The 21,246-nt window shown below is 51.2% G+C and carries 19 protein-coding genes; 7 read left to right on the top strand and 12 right to left on the bottom strand.

Annotation, left to right across the window (positions count from 1 at the left end):
* Positions 1-160: 160 nt before the first annotated feature.
* On the top strand, positions 161-664 hold the full coding sequence (locus ACO0LD_RS13590; RefSeq protein WP_423007598.1) for a YHS domain-containing (seleno)protein: 504 nt from the start codon (positions 161-163) through the stop codon (positions 662-664).
* A gap of 70 nt (positions 665-734) precedes the next feature.
* Here ACO0LD_RS13590 and ACO0LD_RS13585 read toward each other — a convergent pair whose 3' ends face one another.
* Both ACO0LD_RS13585 and rlmF read right to left on the bottom strand, forming a co-directional pair.
* Positions 735-1,979 carry a nitronate monooxygenase gene (locus ACO0LD_RS13585; RefSeq protein WP_423007596.1) on the bottom strand — a complete coding sequence of 415 codons (1,245 nt, stop codon included), beginning with the start codon at positions 1,977-1,979 and terminating at the stop codon, positions 735-737.
* Positions 1,980-2,160: 181 nt separating this feature from the next.
* A complete protein-coding gene (gene rlmF, locus ACO0LD_RS13580) occupies positions 2,161-3,156 on the bottom strand; it encodes a 23S rRNA (adenine(1618)-N(6))-methyltransferase RlmF (protein ID WP_423007594.1) in 996 nt (331 codons plus the stop codon).
* Positions 3,157-3,568: 412 nt separating this feature from the next.
* On the opposite strand from rlmF, the gene ACO0LD_RS13575 reads away from it, so the two are divergent.
* Both ACO0LD_RS13575 and ACO0LD_RS13570 read left to right on the top strand, forming a co-directional pair.
* The gene (locus ACO0LD_RS13575) at positions 3,569-4,144 is read left to right on the top strand and encodes a DUF3455 domain-containing protein (RefSeq protein WP_423007592.1); all 576 of its coding nucleotides are present in this window, start codon (positions 3,569-3,571) and stop codon (positions 4,142-4,144) included.
* A gap of 65 nt (positions 4,145-4,209) precedes the next feature.
* Complete coding sequence (locus tag ACO0LD_RS13570) at positions 4,210-4,668, top strand: Lrp/AsnC family transcriptional regulator (protein WP_423007590.1); 459 nt, start codon at positions 4,210-4,212, stop codon at positions 4,666-4,668.
* On the opposite strand, the gene ACO0LD_RS13565 is transcribed toward ACO0LD_RS13570, so the two are convergent.
* The 4 genes from ACO0LD_RS13565 to ACO0LD_RS13550 form a co-directional block, all read right to left on the bottom strand.
* Entirely contained in the window at positions 4,665-5,069 is a 405-nt protein-coding gene (locus tag ACO0LD_RS13565; protein WP_423007588.1) for a carboxymuconolactone decarboxylase family protein, read from the bottom strand. The two genes, ACO0LD_RS13570 and ACO0LD_RS13565, sit on opposite strands and share 4 nt — an antisense overlap.
* Before the next feature lie 2 nt (positions 5,070-5,071).
* Complete coding sequence (locus ACO0LD_RS13560; protein WP_423007586.1) at positions 5,072-5,464, bottom strand: MerR family transcriptional regulator; 393 nt, start codon at positions 5,462-5,464, stop codon at positions 5,072-5,074.
* A gap of 67 nt (positions 5,465-5,531) precedes the next feature.
* Positions 5,532-6,230: a response regulator gene (locus tag ACO0LD_RS13555; RefSeq protein ID WP_423007584.1), complete on the bottom strand. Its 699-nt coding sequence runs from the start codon at positions 6,228-6,230 to the stop codon at positions 5,532-5,534.
* Positions 6,231-6,234: 4 nt separating this feature from the next.
* Positions 6,235-7,743, bottom strand: a complete 1,509-nt coding sequence (locus ACO0LD_RS13550) for an ATP-binding protein (protein ID WP_423007582.1) — start codon at positions 7,741-7,743, stop codon at positions 6,235-6,237.
* A 256-nt stretch (positions 7,744-7,999) separates the two neighbouring features.
* Between ACO0LD_RS13550 and ACO0LD_RS13545 the strand changes: the two genes are divergently transcribed.
* Positions 8,000-9,598, top strand: coding sequence for a cytochrome C (locus tag ACO0LD_RS13545; RefSeq protein ID WP_423007580.1), 1,599 nt, complete (start codon positions 8,000-8,002; stop codon positions 9,596-9,598).
* Positions 9,599-9,651: 53 nt separating this feature from the next.
* Here ACO0LD_RS13545 and ACO0LD_RS13540 read toward each other — a convergent pair whose 3' ends face one another.
* A complete protein-coding gene (locus ACO0LD_RS13540) occupies positions 9,652-10,203 on the bottom strand; it encodes a thymidine kinase (RefSeq protein ID WP_423007578.1) in 552 nt (183 codons plus the stop codon).
* Between the two features lie 266 nt (positions 10,204-10,469).
* On the opposite strand from ACO0LD_RS13540, the gene ACO0LD_RS13535 reads away from it, so the two are divergent.
* Positions 10,470-10,952: an Hsp20 family protein gene (locus tag ACO0LD_RS13535; protein WP_423007576.1), complete on the top strand. Its 483-nt coding sequence runs from the start codon at positions 10,470-10,472 to the stop codon at positions 10,950-10,952.
* Positions 10,953-11,074: 122 nt separating this feature from the next.
* On the opposite strand, the gene ACO0LD_RS13530 is transcribed toward ACO0LD_RS13535, so the two are convergent.
* The 3 genes from ACO0LD_RS13530 to ACO0LD_RS13520 are packed head-to-tail and all read right to left on the bottom strand — an operon-like array spanning position 11,075 to position 16,679.
* Entirely contained in the window at positions 11,075-12,409 is a 1,335-nt protein-coding gene (locus ACO0LD_RS13530) for a TolC family protein (RefSeq protein WP_423007574.1), read from the bottom strand.
* A 9-nt stretch (positions 12,410-12,418) separates the two neighbouring features.
* On the bottom strand, positions 12,419-15,535 hold the full coding sequence (locus ACO0LD_RS13525) for an efflux RND transporter permease subunit (RefSeq protein WP_423007572.1): 3,117 nt from the start codon (positions 15,533-15,535) through the stop codon (positions 12,419-12,421).
* Positions 15,528-16,679, bottom strand: a complete 1,152-nt coding sequence (locus ACO0LD_RS13520) for an efflux RND transporter periplasmic adaptor subunit (protein ID WP_423007570.1) — start codon at positions 16,677-16,679, stop codon at positions 15,528-15,530. Before ACO0LD_RS13520 ends, ACO0LD_RS13525 begins: the two co-directional genes overlap by 8 nt.
* Before the next feature lie 229 nt (positions 16,680-16,908).
* On the opposite strand from ACO0LD_RS13520, the gene ACO0LD_RS13515 reads away from it, so the two are divergent.
* Both ACO0LD_RS13515 and ACO0LD_RS13510 read left to right on the top strand, forming a co-directional pair.
* Complete coding sequence (locus ACO0LD_RS13515) at positions 16,909-17,574, top strand: response regulator transcription factor (RefSeq protein WP_423007568.1); 666 nt, start codon at positions 16,909-16,911, stop codon at positions 17,572-17,574.
* Positions 17,574-18,938, top strand: a complete 1,365-nt coding sequence (locus ACO0LD_RS13510) for a sensor histidine kinase N-terminal domain-containing protein (protein WP_423007566.1) — start codon at positions 17,574-17,576, stop codon at positions 18,936-18,938. The genes ACO0LD_RS13515 and ACO0LD_RS13510 overlap by 1 nt, the downstream gene beginning before the upstream one ends.
* A 49-nt stretch (positions 18,939-18,987) precedes the next feature.
* On the opposite strand, the gene ACO0LD_RS13505 is transcribed toward ACO0LD_RS13510, so the two are convergent.
* Positions 18,988-20,124 (bottom strand): alpha-hydroxy acid oxidase, encoded by a 1,137-nt coding sequence (locus ACO0LD_RS13505; protein ID WP_423007564.1) that lies wholly within the window; start codon positions 20,122-20,124, stop codon positions 18,988-18,990.
* A 131-nt stretch (positions 20,125-20,255) separates the two neighbouring features.
* The gene (locus ACO0LD_RS13500; protein ID WP_423007562.1) at positions 20,256-21,161 is read right to left on the bottom strand and encodes a LysR family transcriptional regulator; all 906 of its coding nucleotides are present in this window, start codon (positions 21,159-21,161) and stop codon (positions 20,256-20,258) included.
* Positions 21,162-21,246 lie beyond the last annotated feature (85 nt).

Raw genomic sequence — 21,246 nt, 5'->3', positions numbered from 1 at the left:
CCAAATCAAATTCGATGGTTATTATTCCATTTCGAGGAATAATGAATTCAATATTATGGCTATTCTTTACTTTGATGAACTGAATTAAAGTGAGTGTCATTCGCTGCGCATGAGCAAGGCGAATCTCAAATCCGCTTTCAACCATTTAAAGGAGCACGCTATGTCACTCACATCCATATCACGCACTTCCAGCAGCCTGGTCAGCAAAATCAAATTCATCTTCTTGTCAGCAGTAGCCGCATTGTCCCTGGCAGCGGTGCCGGGCATCAGCGTAGCTGATACGGTCGCCAATAGTGTCATAGGTGCACGTGGCTATGATCTCACTACCTTCTTCACCAGCGAAAAACCAGCCCATGGCACCGGTCACCATGTGGCAACTGTAGATGGGGTTGATTACCTGTTCACCAGCGAAGAAAACAAAAAGACTTTCCTGGCGAATCCAGAGAAATACCTGCCGGCCTTTGGTGGCTACTGCGCTTATGGTGCATCGATAGGCAAGAAATTTGTTGCTGACCCGGACGTGTATGACATCGTCGATAACAAACTCTACTTCAATCTCGATACCAAGATCCGTGCGATCTGGGCAAAGGACATTGCGGGCAATATCGATCTTGCAAAAACCAACTGGAAAACCATTGCCAGCAAAAAGCCATCTGAACTCTGATTGCTTGTGCACATGAAAAACGCCGCTTTCCTCAAAGGCTAAAGCGGCGTTTTGTATTCAGGCCAGTGATTTAAACCGGCAGGGCAATCTGGTGATCTACACTGAATTGATAATCGCGGAACACATGTTCGGCACTCAGCAATTCATAAGTGCCATCCGGCAGTTTGCGGGTCGTGTCTTTCAGGCGGTAGGTCATTTGCCCACAAGTCCAGCAATTGAAGTTACGCATGTGGGTGCACAGGCAAGTCTTGTCCATGACCGAGACTTTCTTGGCATCAGGGTGCGCTGCCACTTCACGGTTATAGGATGTGATGTAGGCGCAGTTGCCATTGCCATCCAGCAGATAGCCATAAGACTCGCAACCAGGGCGTATGCCATCGCCTATTGCTGGCGTATTCTTCAGCATGCGCATAGGGTAGCCGGTAGGCGAGATATTATTGACTTCGATATCGCCTTCACTGGCCTTGAAGTATTCCTGTTTCACGCTGGCAGGCAGGCCGCATTCATTGGTGACAGTGAAGCGGGTCGCTACCTGTACACCGGCAGCACCGTTTTCCATGAAAGACACGGCATCGCTGCCTGTGAAGATACCACCAGCCGCAATCAGCGGGATGTCCAGGTTTTCTGCCTTCAGGTACTGGACGATTTCAGTGATGATGGTTTGCAGATCATATTCAGCCCAGTCCATGCCAAAACCCAGATGGCCACCAGCCAGCGGGCCCTCAACGATGACATAGTCTGGCAAACGGTTCAGACGCGAATTCTTGCGCAGGAATAATTGCAGCGCACGTACTGAAGAAACGATGATGCCCAGCTTTGCATCGCGAAAGCGCGGGTGCTCAGCGATGAGGCCAAAGGAACCCAGATGCAGGCCGGCACTCATGGTGATGCCGTCAATACCGGCATCAAGTGAAGACTCCAGGCGTACCTTGAGGGTTTCGCGTGGGCCATTCATGGTCAGCTTTTCCATGCAATTGACAAAGATCATGCCCGTGCCCTGCTTGGCTTCCATAGTCTTGCCCACGTGCATGCGGGTGGCTTCGGCCAATTGCTCGAGGTTGAACTTGATGTCAGTCTTGTCGGAGTTGTTAATATTGTATTTGTAGAATTTGGTCTTCTCTTTGACAAAGCTGGTGTCAAAACGACGGTCCGAGACATCCTGCACCATGGCATCAGAAATATGACCAACCCCACCCAGACGTGCAGCAACCAGCGCCAGTTCAGCAGTGGAGATATCAACACCCATGCCACCGATCATGATAGGAACCAGCTCATCTTTGCCCAGCTTCAGGCGGAAATCATCTACACGTTTCATTGTTATCCTTGACACATTTGCTCAAAAGTAAATCACGCGACGCACTTATTACCTATATCTATTGCTTGTTTGCTGCTCTTTCAGGGTTGCAATCCAGAAGACGAACGAGATTGTAAGCCAGGGGCAGGCGCTATAGTTAAGATTATATTCTGTACGGAAGGCAAATACTCGGTTGAAGGCTTTATCTCTTGTTATTTGACCAACGCAATTTAGCCCAGGCAGCTTGTTGGCTTGCATTCAAGAAAGTCCAGGCGACCAGACGACTCTCTTTATTACCCTGGCTCATGATAATGGTTTTCTCATCACAGGCTTTGACCTGCTTCAATGCCGCATGGATTGCAGGCAAATTGGCTGACTTTGACACCAGGGTAGAAAACCATAAGATTTTTGTGGGTATAGCCGCGCTTTCCCTGATCATTTTTTCGATAAAAGCCAGCTCCCCACCCTCGCACCATAGCTCTGCCGCCTGGCCACTGAAGTTCAGCACTGGCTCAGCCTGCTCTGCTTTGCCAGTTTTGTTCAGGTTTTCCCATTTGCGCGTGCTGCCCGCCCGTGCTTCTTCGGCCGAAGCATGAAATGGCGGGTTGCACAGGCTGACATCAAACCATTCGTCATCAGCGACTATGCCTTTGAACAGGGATAGTTCATTGGCCTGATGACGCAGTTGTATTTGCTTGCCCAGGTTCGGGTTGTGTTCAAGTATGGCCTGCGCATTTGTCAGCGAAGCCTGGTTGATGTCGCTGGCGCAAAATGACCAGCCATATTCGCTGGCACCGATTAAGGGATAGATGCAACTGGCACCAGTACCAATATCCAAAGCCGTGATCTGTTTGCCTTTGGGCACACGCCCCTGATTGCTGTCAGCGAGCAAGTCAGCCAGATAATGCAGATAGTCAGCCCTGCCTGGCACGGGCGGGCAGAGATTTTCTGGGGGAATATCCCAGCCGCGCACGTCGTAGCTGCTTTGCAGCAAAGCCTTGTTGAGCAGCCTTACTGCCAGTGGGTCGGCAAAATTGATGCTGGTCTCGCCAGCAGGGTTGCTGATGAGCATGTGCTCCAGCGCAGGCTCTGCCTTGATCAGGGCAGGAAAATCATAGCGGCCCTGATGGCGGTTGCGCGCATGCAGCAATGGCTTGCCACCTTGATTTCTTGTTTCCTTCTTGTTCTTGTTGCTCATGAAGCCTGATCCACAAATTCGTGATGTTGGTAATGCCTGATCATATACAGGCCAGATGTCTGAGCGCTATTGTCCCACGAAGGGATTATGGCTGTTGGTTAAAACTCAAGGCAAAATTGTCAGGCCCTGGAATAAGCAGCACTATTGCCAACCATACTTAAGTAGGGCTGGCACTCCTATGATGAGGATGTAAAATTCAGTAAGTGTTTTATTTATTTTGAAACACCATTGCTAAAATCTGCCCGATCCAGATTTACACTCCCCCAACCGGTAATGATGGCAATGGCATGCCCCATTGCAGAGTATGATCGTGCGAGTGCTTGATGCAAGCCTTAGCCCCTGAATACATCAAGCATTACCTGCTGATCGTGGTGATTGAGCACCTTGAACATTTAATTGAAAGGTATAAGAAATGAAGAAAATCGCTATCGCTGGCAGTATCGCTACTGCCGCTATCCTGTCAGCCTGCTCTACCGCGCCTGTTAAACATACAGCTGGCCCAGTGGTGCCAGCTGCCCAGGTCGTTAGCGTGCCAGTCAGTCTGAAAGCGCCTGCTGGTGAAGTACTGGCCTTCCAGATGGCTGCAACCGGCGTGCAGATCTATGACTGCAGAGCCAATAAAGGCGGCCCTAAAAAGTTTGAATGGGTATTCCGCTCACCAGAAGCCGAGCTATACGCCAGCCATGACCCTACCAGCCCCAAACTGGGCAAGCATTATGAAGGCCCAACCTGGGAAGCCGCTGATGGCAGCAAAGTAGTCGGCGAAGTAGTCGCCAAGAGCGACAGCGTCGATACCAATGCTATCCCCTGGTTATTGCTGAAAGCAAAATCCAGCTCAGCGACTGGCACGTTCTCCAAGGTGACCAGTATACAGCGCGTAGTCACCGTGGGCGGTAAAGCCCCTCTGACAGGATGCTCGGATTTCCAGATCGGTGCAGAAACACGTACACCTTATAAAGCCACATATTATTTCTTCAAGGCAAATTAATTGCCGCTTGTTAAGGATATCGGTTCATAATAGGTTTCCCTCTATGAACTTGTTATCCTCAAGCAATGATACTGGATGGCTCTGATCTTGCCATTTTGCGTTACCTGCAAAATAATGCCCGCCACTCAGCCGAGCTGATAGGGGCGGACATAGGCTTGTCTGCCACTGCCGTGCAGCGGCGCATACGCAAATTGCGTGAAGAAGGCGTGATCAGGGCCGAGGTGGCCATAGTCAACCCCCAGGCAGTTGGCTATCCTTTGACTGTCATGGTTGAGGTGGCTTTCAAAAAAGGCCTGGGCGAAGTCATCGACAGCTTCAAGCAAGACATGCAAGCCCTGACCGAGGTGCAGCAATGCTTTTATCTGGCGAGTGAATTTGACTTCATGCTCATTGTGCAAACCACAGACATGGCTGCCTATGAACGCTTCACCCGCGCCGTGTTCTTCACCAATGACAATATCCTCAAGTTCCAGACCACGGTTGTCATGGATACCGTCAAACAGAGTTATTGCCTGCCAATCTAATCGGCTGTATCCAGTGCGGCAAACACTTCTTTCGCGGCAAACAAACCATTCAGTGCAGCTGGAAAACCCGCATACACCGCCATTTGCATGATCACTTCGATCACTTCTTCCCGCGTGCATCCTACATTCAAGGCCGCCTGTATATGCACCTTGAGCTGGGGCGTGGCATTTCCCAGGGCCGTCAGCGCTGCGACTACGGCGATTTCGCGTGATTTCAAATCCAGTTGCGGGCGTGAATAAATATCCCCAAATGGAAATTCAATCACGTAACGGGCAAAGTCGGGCGCTATATCGGCCAGCGATGCTATGACTTTTTCACCTGCTTCACCATCTATCTCTCTCAATTTCTTCCAGCCACGCTGATAACGTTCGCTAGTGAGTGCATTCGTGTTTTGATCCATGATCAGACTTTCTTTTTCTTGCCAGACTTGCGTATCATTTTCTGATAAACAGTAATCTTGTCATCCAGGGCGCTGGCATTTGCTGCAAGCTCAGACATGGTGGTGGCCAGGCGCTGACGATGGAGCTCCAGCATCGTCAGCCGCTGTTGCAAACTCATTTCCCCATCTGCCCTGAGCTGCGCATACTCACGTATGTCGGCCAGCGGCATGCCGGTTTGCTTCAGGCGCAGCACAAACTCCAGCCACAGGACATCCTGACTGTTGTAACGCCTGTGGCCGTTGTCAGCCCTTTTTGCCGCCTGCAATACCCCGGCTTTTTCATAGAAGCGCAAGGTATAAGCAGACAAGCCTGTCAGGACAGCCAGTTCGCCTATGGAAATGAATTGTTTGGTCACGGTTTGATCATAGAACTTAGAGTGGACTCTAAGTCAAGCATACAGGACATCTTTTTTCCTGCAACTTTTAAATTGACAGTGGCAGTTCAAAACGATAACCCACACCATACACAGAATGCAGACATTCATTGCCTGGCAGTTTGCCCTGTATCTTTTTGCGTATGTTCTTGATGTGCGTATCCACCGTCCTGTCATTGATGTCACGCTGGTCTTCATGCGCAAAGTCGAGTAATTGCTGGCGTGAGAAAACACGTTCAGGATGGCTGATGAATTCTGCCAGCAAGCGATATTCTACTGGTGTCAGATTCAAGGGCTGGGCATCGACCAGTATGCGCAGTTGCTGTTTGTCGATGGCAAAACGTGATTGTTCAGTAGCCGGTTGCTTAATCAGACCAGCCATGCTGCGGCGCAAATGTACCTTGACACGCGCCACCACTTCACGCGGGCTGAAGGGTTTGCAGACATAGTCGTCGGCACCGGTTTCCAGGCCCAGCAAGCGGTCAACTTCTTCTACGCGTGCAGTCAGCATGATGATGGGCACCTGGCTGAATTTGCGCACCTCATTGCAAATGCTGATGCCATCCAGTTCAGGCAACATCAGGTCAAGCAAGATCAGGTCTGGTGGAGATAAGCGTAATTGTTCCAGCGCTAGCCTGCCATTGGCTTCATGGCTGACCTGATATCCAGCCGCCAGCAAATAATCCTTGAGCAGGGCAGCGATTTTCAAGTCATCTTCAACAATGAATATGTGGGCCTTGGTATCCATGAGATTAGTTTGGTGTCTTGATAAAAGGCAATTGCATGAGTATTTTCACTCCGCCCAATTGTGAAGCAGAAGCGCTGATGCGTCCACCGTGGGCTTCAACAATGACCTTGCAAATCGCCAGCCCCAATCCGCTGCCACCGCTGGCGCGGTTGCGCGCACTGTCGGCTCTGTACAGACGATCAAATAACAGGGCATGGCTGGCATCTGGCACACCGGGCGCACTGTCTTCCAGGCGTAGCTCCAGCAGAGCACCATTGCGTATCAGCGTGCACAAAATGACACCGCCGTTATCGGTATAGCGTACGCTGTTTTCCAGCAAATTACTGAGTACCTGGGTCAGGCGACCACCGTCGGCATTAATCCAGGCTGGCATATCACCCAGATGACTTTCCAGACGCAAGCCAGCTTGCTCTATGCGCAAGCCAAAGCGTTGCAGCAGGTCTGCCAGCATGGGGCGCAAATCCATGGCCTGGAATTGATAATGCAGGTCACCGGCATCGGCCAGCGTTAATTGGCGCAGATCATCCACCAGCTTGTTCAGGTGGCGTACTTCTGCATGCAAAGATTCCAGTGCCGCTGGTGTGATATGGCGCACGCCATCCATCAGGGCTTCTATCTCGCCCTGTATGACGGTTAGCGGAGTGCGCAATTCATGGGAGATATCGGCCAGCATCTTGCTTCTTTGCGCTTCATTCCTCTCCAGGTTCTGTGCCATGCTGTTGATATCGCGCGCAAGATCACCGAGTTCATCCTGACTGACTCTTTCTGCCCTGGCGTCGAGCTGTCCCTTGGAAATTTTTGCAGTGACCTGATGCAGGGATTTTAAAGGGCGTAATAAATGCCTGGCCAGCCATAGCGAAAATACCAGCGATACCAGTATCAGTGCCAATGCCAGCCACAAGGTATGACGTATTTGCACACTGACAAAATCCATGGCACTGGCATTCGATATTTGCCGCAAGGGGGCCAGCCTGAGCATGCCTATTTTTTCATTACCCAGCATGATGGGAACTATGCTGCCACCTGGAGCATCGCCTGGGCCTATCAGTGCATGTCCATCTTTATCGATCAGTGACAGTCTTTGCCCAAAGTTCATGGGATCTATCGGCGGCCTTTGTTCAGGTGGCGCATCACGTGGCGGCCTGTCCTGGCCTCTTGGTGGAGGAGGTGGGCGCTGGTCATTTTGATCTTCAGTTTCGCCTTCGCGCTGTCTTCTGCGAGGTGGTGGTGGAGGGGCATCCTCATTTTCTGGACGGGGTTTGCTGCGTATCTGATCCAGTAAATCGCGCATGGGACGGCGGTTAGCCTGGAAGCGATCGAAATTGCCATTTTGGCGATAGTCTTCTGCCAGCAAAGTGCTGAGCCTGACCAGGTCTTGCCGCTCCAGGTCACTGAGGTAGGCAATAAAGCCACTTTTCAGGTTTTGACTGGTGACCCAGGCCAGCGTGCCTATGCTGATAATCACAATTGCCGTAATGGCCAAAGCAAGCTTGCGGGCGATGGTCAGACGCATACTTCGAGGCTCCCGGATCGTATTGAATTGTATTGATTTGCCATGGTGCCAGCCAATTATGGAGGAATCATGAAGTAAAGACGAGAATCATTAAAAAAATATTTTTTTGAATTTTGTGCCAGCGATATTTAAAAAAAACCCTTTTCTTCATTTTTTCTTCACATTCAAAAATCATCCTCTATCCAGTCTCAGAACTTAGTGCAGAGAATGCCGGGCTTCTAGAGTAGAAAAAATTAAACTCCAAGGGGGACTTCAAATGAAATCATATACAGAATCGAATTTTCCAGCCATGCATGGAATGCGTCGCAGGGTGCAGATAGCCAGCGCCATATTAATCCTGATGAGCCTGGCTGCCTGTGGCGGTGATACCAGCACAACGGGATCGAACAGTAATGCAGCAGTGCAAGCTGTACCGCCGGTAGCAACATCATCAAGCCTTGCTGCACCTGCGCCAGCAGCGCCGCCTGCCGACCCGCCTTCACTGGTGCCTTTTGCGAATGGAGAAGGGACAGCACTGACAGTATCCACCACTGGCAGCATAGATAAGAATAATGCCTTCTTCAAAGCCCTTGGCAATGGCCGCAGTTGTGCCACTTGTCATCAGGAGAGTCATGGCTGGAGCATCAACCCTGATAATTTAAAAGACAGATTCGTACAGACCAATGGTGATGATCCAGTTTTCAGATTGGTGGATGGCGCGAACTCACCGAATGCTTTAGTCGCTACCATGGATCAAAAACGCCTGGCATATAATATGTTGCTGACCAAGGGTCTCATCAGGGTGGGTTTGCCGGTGCCTGCCGATGCTGAATTTACCCTGGTCAAGGCAGATGATCCTTATGGCTATGCCAGCGCAAAAGAGATATCGCTATTTCGTCGCCCTTTGCCAACCACCAACCTGAAATTCCTGAGCACGGTCATGTGGGATGGCCGAGAAACTTTCACCGATGCCAGATCCAATTTGTGCATACGCAATACTCGCCCATTGCAATGTTTTTCTTCCACCGATTTTGATTTGCTGCATCAGTCGAATAGCGCCGTCACCGGTCATGCGCAAGCGGCACAAGGTTTGACTGCAACCGAACAACGCAGTATCGTCGATTTTGAAAAGACTTTATTCACTGCGCAAATCACCAGCCTGGTCGCGGGTAACCTGACAGATGCCGGTGCCAAAGGTGGCCCTGCTGAACTGGCAAAGAACAATTTTTATTTCGGTATCAATGATCTCGATGTCGGCGACTATGTGACGGGTACCCCATTCGACCGCAATGTCATGAACATGTTTACGGCATGGCGCGGTCTCGACAGGCCAACACCACCTAATCCACCCGTACAGGGGCGCCCGCCGCAGCCACCACAGCCACCAACGGCTATCAATCTTGCAAGGGGCTCGATTGCCAGGGGCGAGCAAATATTCAATAACAAGCCCTTTAACATCACCCGTGTTGCCGGTTTCAATGATGAATTGCGTTTACCCTTGCAGCGCGCTACTTGCACCAGTTGCCATAGCGTAGGTAACGTAGGTTCTCATTCGGTGCCACGTCTGTTTAATACTGGCGTATCAGATGCCAGCTTGCGCACGCCTGACATGCCTTTGTACACACTCAGGAATAAATTGACTGGTGAAATCGTGGAGACCACAGATCCTGGCAGCGCCATGGCAACAGGGAAATGGAAAGACATAGGTCGCTTCAAAGTCCCCAGCCTGCGCGCCATAGAAGCCCGTTCACCTTACTTCCATAATGGGGGTATGGTAGAAATAAGTGATGTCGTGAAGTTCTATGACAAGCGTTTCAATATAGGGTTTACGCCGCAGGAAATTAATGATTTGACGGAGTTTTTGAAGGTGCTCTAAAGCTGGTTTAGCTTACATTGTAAGAGCAGGCTCATGGGCCTGCTCTTTTGTTTTTAGCCAGCGTAAAAACAGCGGCCACATACATGTTGATAACGTTCGTTCCCACCGATATCAATCTGCTCGCCAGTTTTCATGCGCCTGCCGTTTTCATCAACACGGATATTCATCGTGGCTTTTTTACCGCAGGCGCAGATGTTTTTTAATTCTTCTATATCATCCGCCAATGCCAGCAAATATGCTGAGCCGGTGAATGGCTCGCCCAGGAAATCACTGCGCAAGCCATAGCAAATTACTGGCACACCGCGCACCTGTGCCAACTGATGTAATTGCCTTACCTGATCAGCCGACAGGAATTGTGCTTCATCCACCAGCACGCAACTGACCTTGGGTGTTTCTGCCAGAAAATCAAAATTTGTGTCAAAGACTTCTGCCTGCCTTTGTGGGCCAAGGCGGGAAGTGACTTTGCCTGCGCCATAGCGGTTATCAATGGCCGCAGTGTAGAGCCGGACTTTTTGTCCCTGCTCTTCGTAGTTGTGGGCGACTTGTAAAAGTGCCGTGGATTTTCCTGCGTTCATTGCTGAATATCTGAAGTAAAGCTTGGCCATGCCTGTTTCCTGTTTTTCTTTGAACTGTTGTAAATATTGCTGCTGAGAATAATCTGAAATTAATAAATTTTATTTAAGAAAAAAAATTTGATATTGGGGTCTTGAAACTCTTGGCACCAGCGCCATTTTCTACTCAGCAGATGCTCGAAGCTGAGGTCTGCGAACTAGAAGTAATAAGCGTCACAGTAATAAAAGTTTCAAAAAGAGTTTCAAAAATAGTTTCTAAAATTTTAATTTATATCGCTTCAATTTATAAGGATATTATCATGCGTAATTTTGACTTCGCTCCTCTGTACCGTTCCGCTATCGGCTTTGACCGCCTGGCCCAGTTATTTGACGATGCTCAACGTGCGGAAACAGCACCCAGCTATCCCCCTTACAATATCGAGTTGATTGCAGAAGATAAGTATGCAATTACCATGGCAGTTGCAGGTTTTGACCGCAGCGAAATCGACATTGAAACCGAACGCGATACTCTGAAAATTGTCGGTCGCCGTCAAAAAGCTGAAGGCACACGCAACTTCCTGCACCGTGGCATCGCCTCTCGTGATTTTGAACACCGTTTCCGCCTGGCTGACCATGTCAAGGTCGTCACCGCGCGTCTCGACAATGGTTTGTTAAGTATAGAACTGGTGCGTGAAATTCCAGAAGCACACAAACCGCGCCGCATCCTGATTGATGGTGACAATCTGCAACTGGTAGAGTCACAAAACCAGGCTCAAAATCAATTGCAGCGTCAGGTTGCTTAAGTAATGAATTTGGCCCATGCATATGCATGGGTCAGTCTCCAAAAATGAAGTTAAAAAAGCATGGGCTTGCCCATGCTTTTATGCTTCGTTCACCTGCAATGCGATCGGTTTATTTCATTGCCTTATTTCATCTGGTAAGCAGTGCTTTGTTGCAGCTTGATTCTGGCAATCGCCAGAGTAGCTTCTGCCTGCAGATAAGCCTGATAAATTTCATCGGCATTGCGCTGAGCATTCAAGAGTTCCAGCATCGACGCTGCCCCTTTGCGATAGCTGGTACGCACGCTCTGTAGTAAACGATCGGAATCATCGAGCACGTGTTCCTTATAGTTTTTGATATTTTGCAAAGCAGCCTGATATTGCAGATAGCTGCCTCTTACCTCAGTTTCTGCCCTCATCAGCGTTGAGCGCAATTGCAGTTGCGCCTGTGTCAGCGCTGATTGCGCCTGGCTTAATTCTCCGCTTTGCATGCGTGAAAAAGGAATAGGAATCGTAACGGTCAGGCTCAGCGGACTCGAACGCTCCGCCGGAGAATTCGTGACTGTGCCGCTGGCATTCTGTATCGCATTCACCCTCGGCGTGTTCTTGATACCAAGATTGACTACTGGATCTATCCAGCGATTGGCTCTTGCCAGTTCTATATTATCTTTGGCATTCTCACTGGCTGAGCGTGCTACTTGTATGTCTTCCCGTTTTTCCAGGGCTTGCCGTGTCAGCGTGGCCAGGTCTGCTATCACATCGTCCTGCTGATAGCTGCAATCCAATTTTCTGTCTGCAAAAATCTCTTGGTAGCTCTTCCCCAGGAAATTCGATAATTGTGCTTCCGCATTGATAGTATCAGCGCGGGCACTGGTGACATCCATGGCAAAGCGATCGGCTTCGACTTTTGACTGCACCAATTCCTGCTTGCCTATGTCGCCAGTTTTAAAGCGTGCTTCATTCATTTTCACAATATCGCGCATGGCATTCAGGCTGCTGTCCCGGCGTGCGAGTGACATCGCAGAACGGCAGGCTTCTGTAAATGCGTTGGAGGCATCGCTCAATAGTTGCCGCCGGTAGGCTGAGACACCGGCTTCGGTGAAGCGGACATTGCTCTCGGCTGCCTGTATTCTTGCCCCCCTCTTGTTGGCAGTTTCCACAGTAATGGCGATGCCTGCTATCGACGTAGTCGCAGTATTGGGCTTGTTCGGGCCATACATTTCCTTGGAGTCAATACCTGCCGTGAATTGTGGGTCTGGTCGCACACCGGCGATGGAGATGCCGGCCCTGGCACTGGCGATGAGTTCTTGCTGCGCTTGTAAATCGAGACTATTGTTTTCTACTGCAGCCAGGTATTGCTGCATGCTGACCGTATTTGTCTGCACATTGACCTGTGCATGAGCTGGCAGCTGCAACAACAATAGCAACAGACCGCACATCAGCGGCAGGGCACGAGATTTTTGCTTCTTGATTTTTTGCATGATGATTCCTTACACTGCATCTGCTACGCTGGCATCATGGTGCGCGGCAGTTTTACTGTTTTTGTTTTCTATATATTTTTCTATCAGGTAGTAGAGACCTGGCAGCCATACCAAAGTCAGGCCGGTTGCCGTGATCAAACCACCCACCACGACCGTGGCCAGTGGGCGCTGCACATCACTGCCCAGACCGTGGGCGATGGCAGCGGGCAGCAATCCCAGGGCAGCAACGCTGGCGGTCATCAAGACCGGGCGGAAGCGTTCGCGGGCGCCATGCAATACCACGTCCCGCAATGACAATTTACCTTCAGCACGCAAGCGATTCAGATTCGACACCATCAAAATCCCATCCATCACGGCAACCCCAAACAGGGCGATAAAGCCAACTGCGCTGGATACATTCAGCGTCATGCCGCGCAAATGCAGGGCACACAAACCACCGATGGCACCGAGTGGCACGGCCATCAATATCAGCGCCGGTTGACGCAGGTTCCGGAATTGTCCAAACAGCAGAATGAACATCAGCGCCACCACGACTGGCAAAATCACCACCAGCCTGGCCTGGGCGCGTTGCTGGTTCTCGAACTGGCCGCCCCAGGTAATCTGGAATTTGGAATGATCGTAGTTGACCCTGGATTCCACCTGTTCCTTGGCATCATCAAGGAAAGAAGCCAGATCGCGCCCTTTCAATCCCAGACCGACGGTCAGGTGGCGCTTGCCCATTTCCCGCGTGATGGTGCTTTCGCCATCATCAAGGCGTATGCTGGCTACCTGCGCCAGCGGGATCCTGGCACCGCTGGATGAGGTCAGCATCAGGTTGCCCAGGGCGTCTGGCGTACTGCGTGATGCCTTGTTGAAGCGTATACCTATGTCATAGTGACGTTCATCAATAAACAACTGGGCGATGGGTTTGCCACCTATGCCAGTGCCTATCAGGTCGGTGATATCGGCGACATTGACGCCATACCTGGCACACGCGGCGCGATCGACTTCTATGCGTATTTGCGGCAAGGGCGGTTCCTGTTCGATAATGACATTTTCTGCACCAGGCACAGCTTTCAGCGTGTTTTCTACTTCCCTGGCAATACGGCGTGATTCCTTGAAATCATTGCCATACACTTTGGCCACCAGGTCACTATGGGCACCAGCGAGCTTGTCGAGTACGCCATCTATCATAGGCTGGGTGAAGCCGACATGGGTGCCAGGTAACTTCTCAAAGCGCTGCGCCATTTTTTCTATGAGTTCTTGTTTGCTCCAGCCAGATTTCCACGTGTCATACGGGTGCAGGGTGACGCTGACCTCGATGTGGGAAGGTGTCCATGGGTCCGTTCCTTCATCGTTGCGCCCCAGTTGCGTGACGATGGCGGACACTTCCTTGAACTCCATCGTGGCTTTCCTCAGTTCATCAGACATGCTGCCAGCTTTTTCCAGAGAGATACCTGGCGGCAAAGTGACCTGCAGCCAGATCGAACCCTCGTCCAGGGTAGGCAAGAAATCACGGCCTATGCTGGCACCCAGGCCCACGACGGCGGCAAAGGCAAACACAAAGGCCGCAATCGTCAAACGGGGTGAGTTGACGACTTTTTCCAGGACGGGTTTATAGATGGAAGCGAATTTTTCCAGCACCGGGTTATGAAATACCTTGCGTGGCTTTTTATACGCTTCATAGGCCAGGCCAGGTATCAGTACCAGCGAGACCACCAGTGCACCGAGCAGGGCAAAGCCTATCGCAAATGCCATCGGTGAAAACAATTTGTACTCTATGCGCTGGAACATGAATAGCGGCAGGTAGGCAGTGATAATCACGACCATGCCGAAAAAGATGGGTTTGCTGACCTGCAAGGCGGCTGTCATCACATCTTTGGCCGTCAGGGGTTTGCCGCCATCTTCTTCAAACTTGCGCAGTATCTGCTCCATGACCACAATCGCACCATCCACCACGATACCGAAATCGATGGAACCCAGCGACAGCAAATTAGCCGGTATCTTGAAATGGTGCATGAAGATGAAGGCCGTCAGCAAAGACATGGGTATCGTCACTGCAACAATCAGCGCGGCACGCGGGCTACCGAGAAAAAGCAGTAACACCAGCGTCACCAGTACCATGCCTTCGAGCAGGGTCCTGCCTACCGTGTGCAGGGTTGCCTCCACCAGCATGGTGCGGTCCAGGTAAGGCACGACCTTGACATCCTTGGGCAGGATATTCTCATTCAAGTCTTTTACTGCGGCATGCACGCCCTCCAGCACCTTGGATGGATTTTGACCTTTCAGCAGCAAAGTGATGCCCTCTACTGTGTCAGGGTTTTCATTCTTGCCGAGTATGCCACTGCGTTCCTGATTCCCCAGCTTCACTTCACCCAGGTCTTTCAGCAAGACCGGCACGCCATTTTTTTGCGTGATCATGATATTGCCCAGATCATCCAGGCCGCTGATCAGGCCTATGCCACGTACGACAAAACCTTGCTGCCCGCGTGTCAATATGCTGCCGCCAGCACTGGCATTATTGGCACTGATTGCTTGCGTGATTTGCGCCAGACTCAGGTTATATTTACTGAGTTTTTCTGGTTCAAATTCCAGCTGGAACTGTGTGGTGATGCCACCAAAATTGGTGACGTCGGCCACACCCGCCACCTGCTTCAGACGCGGGATTACTTTCCAGAACTGCAGTTCGGACAATTCACGCAGGTCACGACTCTTGGATTCCAGCGTGTAGCGATATATCTCTCCTATGGGCGATGTCAGCGGATCAAGACCAGGCTGCGCACCATAGGGCAGGGTAACGGCGCTGATGCGCTCCTGCAAACGCTGGCGTGACCAGTAATCTTCCGTACCATCCTGGAACACGACGGTGATCAGGGACAGGCCGAAAGTGCTTTTGGAACGCATCACATGCATGCCGGGCGTACCCATGATTTCACGTTCCAGTGGTATCGTGATCTGCTTTTCAACTTCTTCGGCCGCCAGACCACTGACCTGTGTCACTACCTGTGAAGTGGTATCGGCGATATCGGGATAAGCCTCCAGCGGCAACTGGTTCCAGCAATAGATGCCATACATGGCGACCAGGATAAAAACCAGCCAGACGATGCCGCGCCGGGCAAAACTGACTTTGACGATATTTTCAATCATTGAGGAGCACTCCCTCTTTGATGACTATGCGCTCACCCGCTTTCAGACCGGACAGGATTTCCAGTTTGTCGCCCACTTGCGCACCGGTCTTGACGATGCGCGGTTCAAATACCCAGGGTGTTTTTTCTACAAACACACGTGTATTAAAACCATTCTGTACCACGGCTGAGGCAGGGATGGCAGGTGCCTGGTGCGCCTGGCCGCTGAGATTGACCTTGGCATACATGCCAGGTTTGAAACGCCCAGCCTTGTTGTCAATCGCAATCCTGACCTTGACGCTGCGGGTATCTGCATCAATGACATCACCGACATAGCGTATCTTGCCTTCGAAGACTTCATTGTCGTAAGCATTCAGCGTGATTTTGGCGGCCTGTCCGACAAACACCAGTGCCAGGTCTTTCTCGGCGACACTGGCGGTCATCCAGACAGTTGACAAGTCAGCTACGGTCATCAAAGGCGCGTTGGTGTCATTCCAGAAACCACCTTGCGCTGCACTTAATTCAATGACACGTCCGGCTATTGGAGAACGCAACTGGTAATGGTGACCGGCACCACCATCCTGGCTGACGCCTAGCTGTGCCAGCCGGGCTTTGGTCCTGCCTACTTCCGAGCTGGCCTGGGAATAATCTGCTTCTGCCTGCTCATAATCCTTGCGTGCAGCAATTTCTGCATCTACCAGGTCTTTCTGGCGCTGCAGATTGCGTTTAGACAATAAAAGTGCGCTTTGCGCCTTGCTGGCATCACTGTAGGCCGTGGCAATATCGGCAGAGTCTATAGAAAACAGCACATCGCCCACGCTGACTTTGTCGCCCAGACGTTTGTTCAATTGCAGTATGCGCCCGGCTACCGGGGGAACTACCTTGATGGATGTTGCCGCATCCAGCTCTATCGTGCCGGGAATGATGATGGCGCGTTCTACCGTCTGTTCAGTCACAGTGGCAACCGCGATAGATTTCCGTAATGGCGATGCCTCAGGCAGGCGTATCCCTGCTGCTTCCCGGATCATGGGCAACTTGGCTTCATCGGTTATTTCTTTTTTGGATGCCGGGGCCTCTGCCTTGTTGCAGCCAGACAGCAGCATGCTCAGACAGACGGGGGCGAGCAGTACGCTTAGCGTATGCAGACTGGTATTGTTCTTATTCATTTCCACCTCAAGGGAATTCACCTGACAGCAACGCAAACTAAAGCAGCCAGGTGTTTGCCGCAGCAAATAGTCAATTACAAATTTTGAGGCAGGATAGCAAGGCATTCTGTCGTCAACATGACAGGAGGCTGACAATAAGCTGACAATGAAAAATAACGGGGAGGGGCCATGGAACCGGAGGTGAAAGAGTAAAATACCCAGGTTGTTCATATGCTCATCTGGATATTCTATGCATGTCTTGTTGGTTGAAGATGACACCGTGATTGCGGATGGCATCTCCAAAAATCTTAAAGCGCACGGTATGGTGATTGATATTGTCCACAATGGCCACGATGCGCTGGCGGCATTGCAACGTTCGGAAATCTCAGTGATGGTGCTGGATATCGGCATTCCTGGCATTGATGGCTTTGAGGTTGTCAGGCGTTTGCGTAGCCAGAATGCCAATTTGCCGGTGTTGCTGCTGACGGCAAGAGATTCTATCCAGGACCGTGTGCACGGGCTTGAACTGGGGGCAGATGATTACCTGGTCAAACCCTTCGCCACGCCAGAACTGGTGGCGCGTATCAAGGCCCTGGTCAGGCGTAGTGCACCAGAAGCCACGGCCATGCAACTGGCAGGCTTGACCCTGGACCAGACGGCCAAGCGTGCCCGTGTAAACGGCCAGGCAATCGAATTGTCGGTACGTGAATGGGCTGTGCTGGAATATCTGATGCAGCAGGTCGCCCGCGTGGTATCCAAGCAGCAAATCATTGATGCCATCCTGCCCTGGGGGGAAGACATCACGCTGAATGCGGTTGAAGTGTATGTCTCGCGGATACGCAGCAAAATCCTGGATGCGGGTGTCACTATCAGAACCATCAGGGGCTTTGGCTACATGCTGGAGAAAACCAGTTGATGAATGCCAGCATACGCCTGCGCCTGCTGAAATGGCTGATAGCGCCTTTGTTGATCACCAACATCCTTGGCGCCATCCTGATTTATCGCCTCGCCTGGGAGCCAGCCAATGCCGCCTTTGATGAAGGCCTGACAGATACCGCCTGGGCACTGGTGCCGAGGTTGAAACTGGTCAGTGCCGATGTCGCCATCGACTTGCCACCGCAAGCTGAACAGGTTCTGCGCGTTGGTCATTTTGACCCTATTTATTTCATCGTCAGGAATGCTGCAGGCAAAACTATCGCCGGTGATGCTGATTTCCCATCCTTGCGCACTTCTGAACAGCTGAATGAACCCCTGGCCTATGACGGCATGATGCGCGGCGGTGGAATACGCGTTATTTCACTCAAGGCCATGGTGGATGGCAAGCCAGTCTTCATCGGTGTAGGTGAAACCTTGAGGCGCAGGAATAATATCCGTTCCGAGATTTTTACTACCCTGCTGCTGATGGAAGGCTTGCTGGCAGTCATGTCCATCCTCATCGTCTGGTTTGCGGTGTCAAAAGGCTTGTTGCCCTTGAAGAAAATGCGTGCTGACCTGGCTTCGCGCAGCTATGATGATTTGTCCCTGATTGACGTCGAGCATAACGCACTGGAGTTGCAGCCCCTGGTATTGGCGCTGAATGATTTGTTGAGTAAAGTACAGGTTGGCGCTGCTGCGCAGCGTGATTTTGTCGCGAATGTGGCGCATCAGTTAAGAACACCACTGGCCGGCCTGAAAATGCAGATCGAATGGCTGCAGCAGCGCTATGTGGCGGATGACGAAACCAGTCGCTCCATAGAGTTGATGCTGTCATCGAGTGAGCGCGTGATACGACAGACCAACCAGTTCCTGTCACTGGCCAGGGCAGAGCCCAGCCAGTTTGTTGAAGCCTATCTTGAGAAGGTAGCACTGGACAAGCTGGTGGAAGAGGCGATACAGCATTTCATAGAAGAGGCCGACAAAAAAAATATTGACCTGGGTTTTGATTTATCACCCGGCGATATCATGGGAAACCGCTTTTTGTTGCGTGACCTGATCGATAACCTGATCGACAATGCGATTCGTTATACGCCAGCACAGGGAACCATCACGGTCAGTTGCCTGAGCCTGCAAGACAAGGTGCTGCTGAAAGTAGATGATTCCGGCCCCGGCATTGCATCTTCAGATCAGGAATTGATATTCAACCGTTTTTATCGCATCAGTGATCAGTCAAACGGCAGCGGCCTGGGGCTGGCCATCGTCAGGGATATCGCAACAGACCATAAGGCAGAGATCAAGGTGCTGACCGGCAGCCAGGGGCAGGGAACGATTTTTGAGGTGATATTTCCCCGGTATAAAAACTGAAGCGCACGCACTTTTTTTATACCGGGTGTTGCCATTAAGTCCGTATGACTTAAGCGCGTATGATATTCGATGCATTGACTTCACGAATATCCTTGGTCCCCGTCAAGGCCATGCTGACATCCAGTTCCTTTTGCAGGATTTCCAGCATGGTAGTTACGCCGGCTTCACCCATGGCACCCAGGCTATATAAAAAGGCACGACCTATCATGCTGCCTTTGGCACCAAGGGCGGTGGCCTTGAGTATGTCTTGTCCTGTACGTATGCCACCGTCAAACCAGACTTCGGTCTGGTGACCAACCGCATCGACGATTGCTGGCAATGCCTGTATCGATGACATCGCACCGTCCAACTGGCGACCTCCGTGGTTGCTGACAACGATGGCATCAGCACCGGCGGCTACTGCCAGCCTGGCATCTTCTACATCGAGTATACCTTTGAGTATCAGCTTGCCGCCCCATTCCTTCTTGATCCAGGCGACGTCATCCCAGCTCAGGGTAGGGTCGAACTGGCTGGCGGTCCATTGACTCAGCGTGACTATGCCGTCGCCACCCTTGACGTGACCCACCAGATTGCCAAAAGTCTTGCGGCCAGTTAAGGCTCGCAGCGCCCAGGCCGGTTTGGTGGCCAGGTCGATCACATTCGCGAGTGTCAGCTTGGGTGGAACCGACATGCCATTTTTCAAGTCTTTATGGCGCTGCCCCAGTATCTGTAAATCCAGCGTGAGTACCAATGCGGAGCATTTGGCATTCTTGGCCCTTTGTATGAGTTCTTTGACAAAGCCACGGTCGCGCATGACATACAGTTGGAACCAGAAAGGCTTGGTGGTGACGCTGGCGACATCCTCAATCGAACAGATGCTCATGGTCGACAGCGTGAAGGGGATGCCAAATTTTTCTGCTGCTATCGCACCCAGCATTTCACCATTGGCCCATTGCATGCCTGTCAAACCAGTTGGCGCTATTGCCACCGGCATACTGACTTCCTGGCCTATCATGGTGGTGCGGGTAGAGCGATGTTCAACATTGATGGCGACGCGCTGCCTTAACTTGATGGCTGCCAGATCGCTGGTATTGGCCTTGTAAGTCGATTCTGTGTAAGAGCCGCTGTCTGCATAATCATAAAAAGCTTTTGGGACGCGCTTTTTGGCGAGCAGGCGCAGGTCTTCTACACAGGTAATGACAGGCATGGGTTTACTCCGGCTAATTAAACAATACGGCAAGTGTAGAGGATAAGCAGAACGCCATGGCGGAAAAGCTTTCAGACTTATGATGAAGGATTTTCAGCATCATTTTTACCTGAGACGATGAAATTACCCATTCACTCAAGAAAATGATCAGATATCAGACTACGCATCCACTGATTGCCTGCATCCTGATTGTAGCGCCTGTGCCAGAACATATTGGTTTGCAGGGCAGGCAAACGCAAGGGTGGTTTGACATAGCGCAAACCAAACGGTGCGGCAGCACGCTCGGCCAGTTTTTGTGGCACCGTCACCAGCAAATCATTGCAACTGACTATGTATGGAACAGCAACAAAATGCGGTACACGCAAATGGCTGGCCGCACTGATGCCTGCCTTTTCCAGGCTTTGATTGACTTTGGCATAAGGGTTTTCCCTGGATGCAACAATCAAATGACGTGCAGCCAGAAAGTCCTTCATGTCCAGCTTGTCTTCTGCAAGCGGGTGGTCTTGACGGAACATGCAGACATAATTTTGCCGGAACAGACGGCGCTGGTACCAGGCATCTGACAAATGGTCAAAAGCGCCTATGGCCAGATCAACACGACCTGATTCCATTTCCGTTTTTAAATCGATATCACTTGCGCGCACAGTGGATAACTGTACCTGCGGTGCCTGAGTATGCAAGTGCTCAGCCAGTATGGGCATGAAATATACTTCACCGACATCGGTCATGGCGATGGTGAAATGGCGTTTGCTGCTGGCGGGGTCGAAGTTTTCCTGACGATTCAGGGCCTGGGTGATATGGGTCAGTGCCAGTGCCACAGGTTCTGCCAGTTGCTCTGCCAGCGCCGTCGGTTGCATGCCTGTTGCCGTTCGCACAAATAATTCATCATCAAAACTGCGCCGCAGCCGCGCCAGCGCGTTGCTGACCGCTGGCTGTGATAAGCCTAGCTTGCGGGCGACGGAGGATATCTGGCGGTCTTGGTAGACTTCCTGGAAGACCACCAGCAGGTTCAAGTCTATGTCTTTGGGTTCCAGCATGGTGTTCCAGTCTTATTGTCCAGCTGATTGTCCAACATTATTGCTCAGCATCGGTGTTCAGTATTATTGATTTCATGAATGTAGT

This window comes from Undibacterium sp. Ji83W (assembly GCF_049340385.1).
Classification (GTDB): Bacteria; Pseudomonadota; Gammaproteobacteria; order Burkholderiales; family Burkholderiaceae_D; genus Undibacterium.
The sequence above is the reverse complement of the archived record's forward strand: the minus strand, read 5'-3'. Positions and strand labels throughout refer to the sequence as shown.

Bases quoted from the DNA above. Each gene is read 5' to 3' on its own strand.
- rlmF (WP_423007594.1), bottom strand. From the start codon at position 3,156: ATGAGCAACAAGAACAAGAAGGAAACAAGAAATCAAGGTGGCAAGCCA.
- ACO0LD_RS13550 (WP_423007582.1), bottom strand. From the start codon at position 7,743: ATGCGTCTGACCATCGCCCGCAAGCTTGCTTTGGCCATTACGGCAATT.
- ACO0LD_RS13505 (WP_423007564.1), bottom strand. From the start codon at position 20,124: ATGCCTGTCATTACCTGTGTAGAAGACCTGCGCCTGCTCGCCAAAAAG.
- ACO0LD_RS13530 (WP_423007574.1), bottom strand. From the start codon at position 12,409: ATGCAAAAAATCAAGAAGCAAAAATCTCGTGCCCTGCCGCTGATGTGC.
- ACO0LD_RS13540 (WP_423007578.1), bottom strand. From the start codon at position 10,203: ATGGCCAAGCTTTACTTCAGATATTCAGCAATGAACGCAGGAAAATCC.
- ACO0LD_RS13535 (WP_423007576.1), top strand. From the start codon at position 10,470: ATGCGTAATTTTGACTTCGCTCCTCTGTACCGTTCCGCTATCGGCTTT.
- ACO0LD_RS13520 (WP_423007570.1), bottom strand. From the start codon at position 16,679: ATGAATAAGAACAATACCAGTCTGCATACGCTAAGCGTACTGCTCGCC.
- ACO0LD_RS13590 (WP_423007598.1), top strand. From the start codon at position 161: ATGTCACTCACATCCATATCACGCACTTCCAGCAGCCTGGTCAGCAAA.
- ACO0LD_RS13545 (WP_423007580.1), top strand. From the start codon at position 8,000: ATGAAATCATATACAGAATCGAATTTTCCAGCCATGCATGGAATGCGT.
- ACO0LD_RS13525 (WP_423007572.1), bottom strand. From the start codon at position 15,535: ATGATTGAAAATATCGTCAAAGTCAGTTTTGCCCGGCGCGGCATCGTC.
- ACO0LD_RS13500 (WP_423007562.1), bottom strand. From the start codon at position 21,161: ATGCTGGAACCCAAAGACATAGACTTGAACCTGCTGGTGGTCTTCCAG.
- ACO0LD_RS13555 (WP_423007584.1), bottom strand. From the start codon at position 6,230: ATGGATACCAAGGCCCACATATTCATTGTTGAAGATGACTTGAAAATC.
- ACO0LD_RS13565 (WP_423007588.1), bottom strand. From the start codon at position 5,069: ATGGATCAAAACACGAATGCACTCACTAGCGAACGTTATCAGCGTGGC.
- ACO0LD_RS13510 (WP_423007566.1), top strand. From the start codon at position 17,574: ATGAATGCCAGCATACGCCTGCGCCTGCTGAAATGGCTGATAGCGCCT.
- ACO0LD_RS13570 (WP_423007590.1), top strand. From the start codon at position 4,210: ATGATACTGGATGGCTCTGATCTTGCCATTTTGCGTTACCTGCAAAAT.
- ACO0LD_RS13575 (WP_423007592.1), top strand. From the start codon at position 3,569: ATGAAGAAAATCGCTATCGCTGGCAGTATCGCTACTGCCGCTATCCTG.
- ACO0LD_RS13515 (WP_423007568.1), top strand. From the start codon at position 16,909: ATGCATGTCTTGTTGGTTGAAGATGACACCGTGATTGCGGATGGCATC.
- ACO0LD_RS13585 (WP_423007596.1), bottom strand. From the start codon at position 1,979: ATGAAACGTGTAGATGATTTCCGCCTGAAGCTGGGCAAAGATGAGCTG.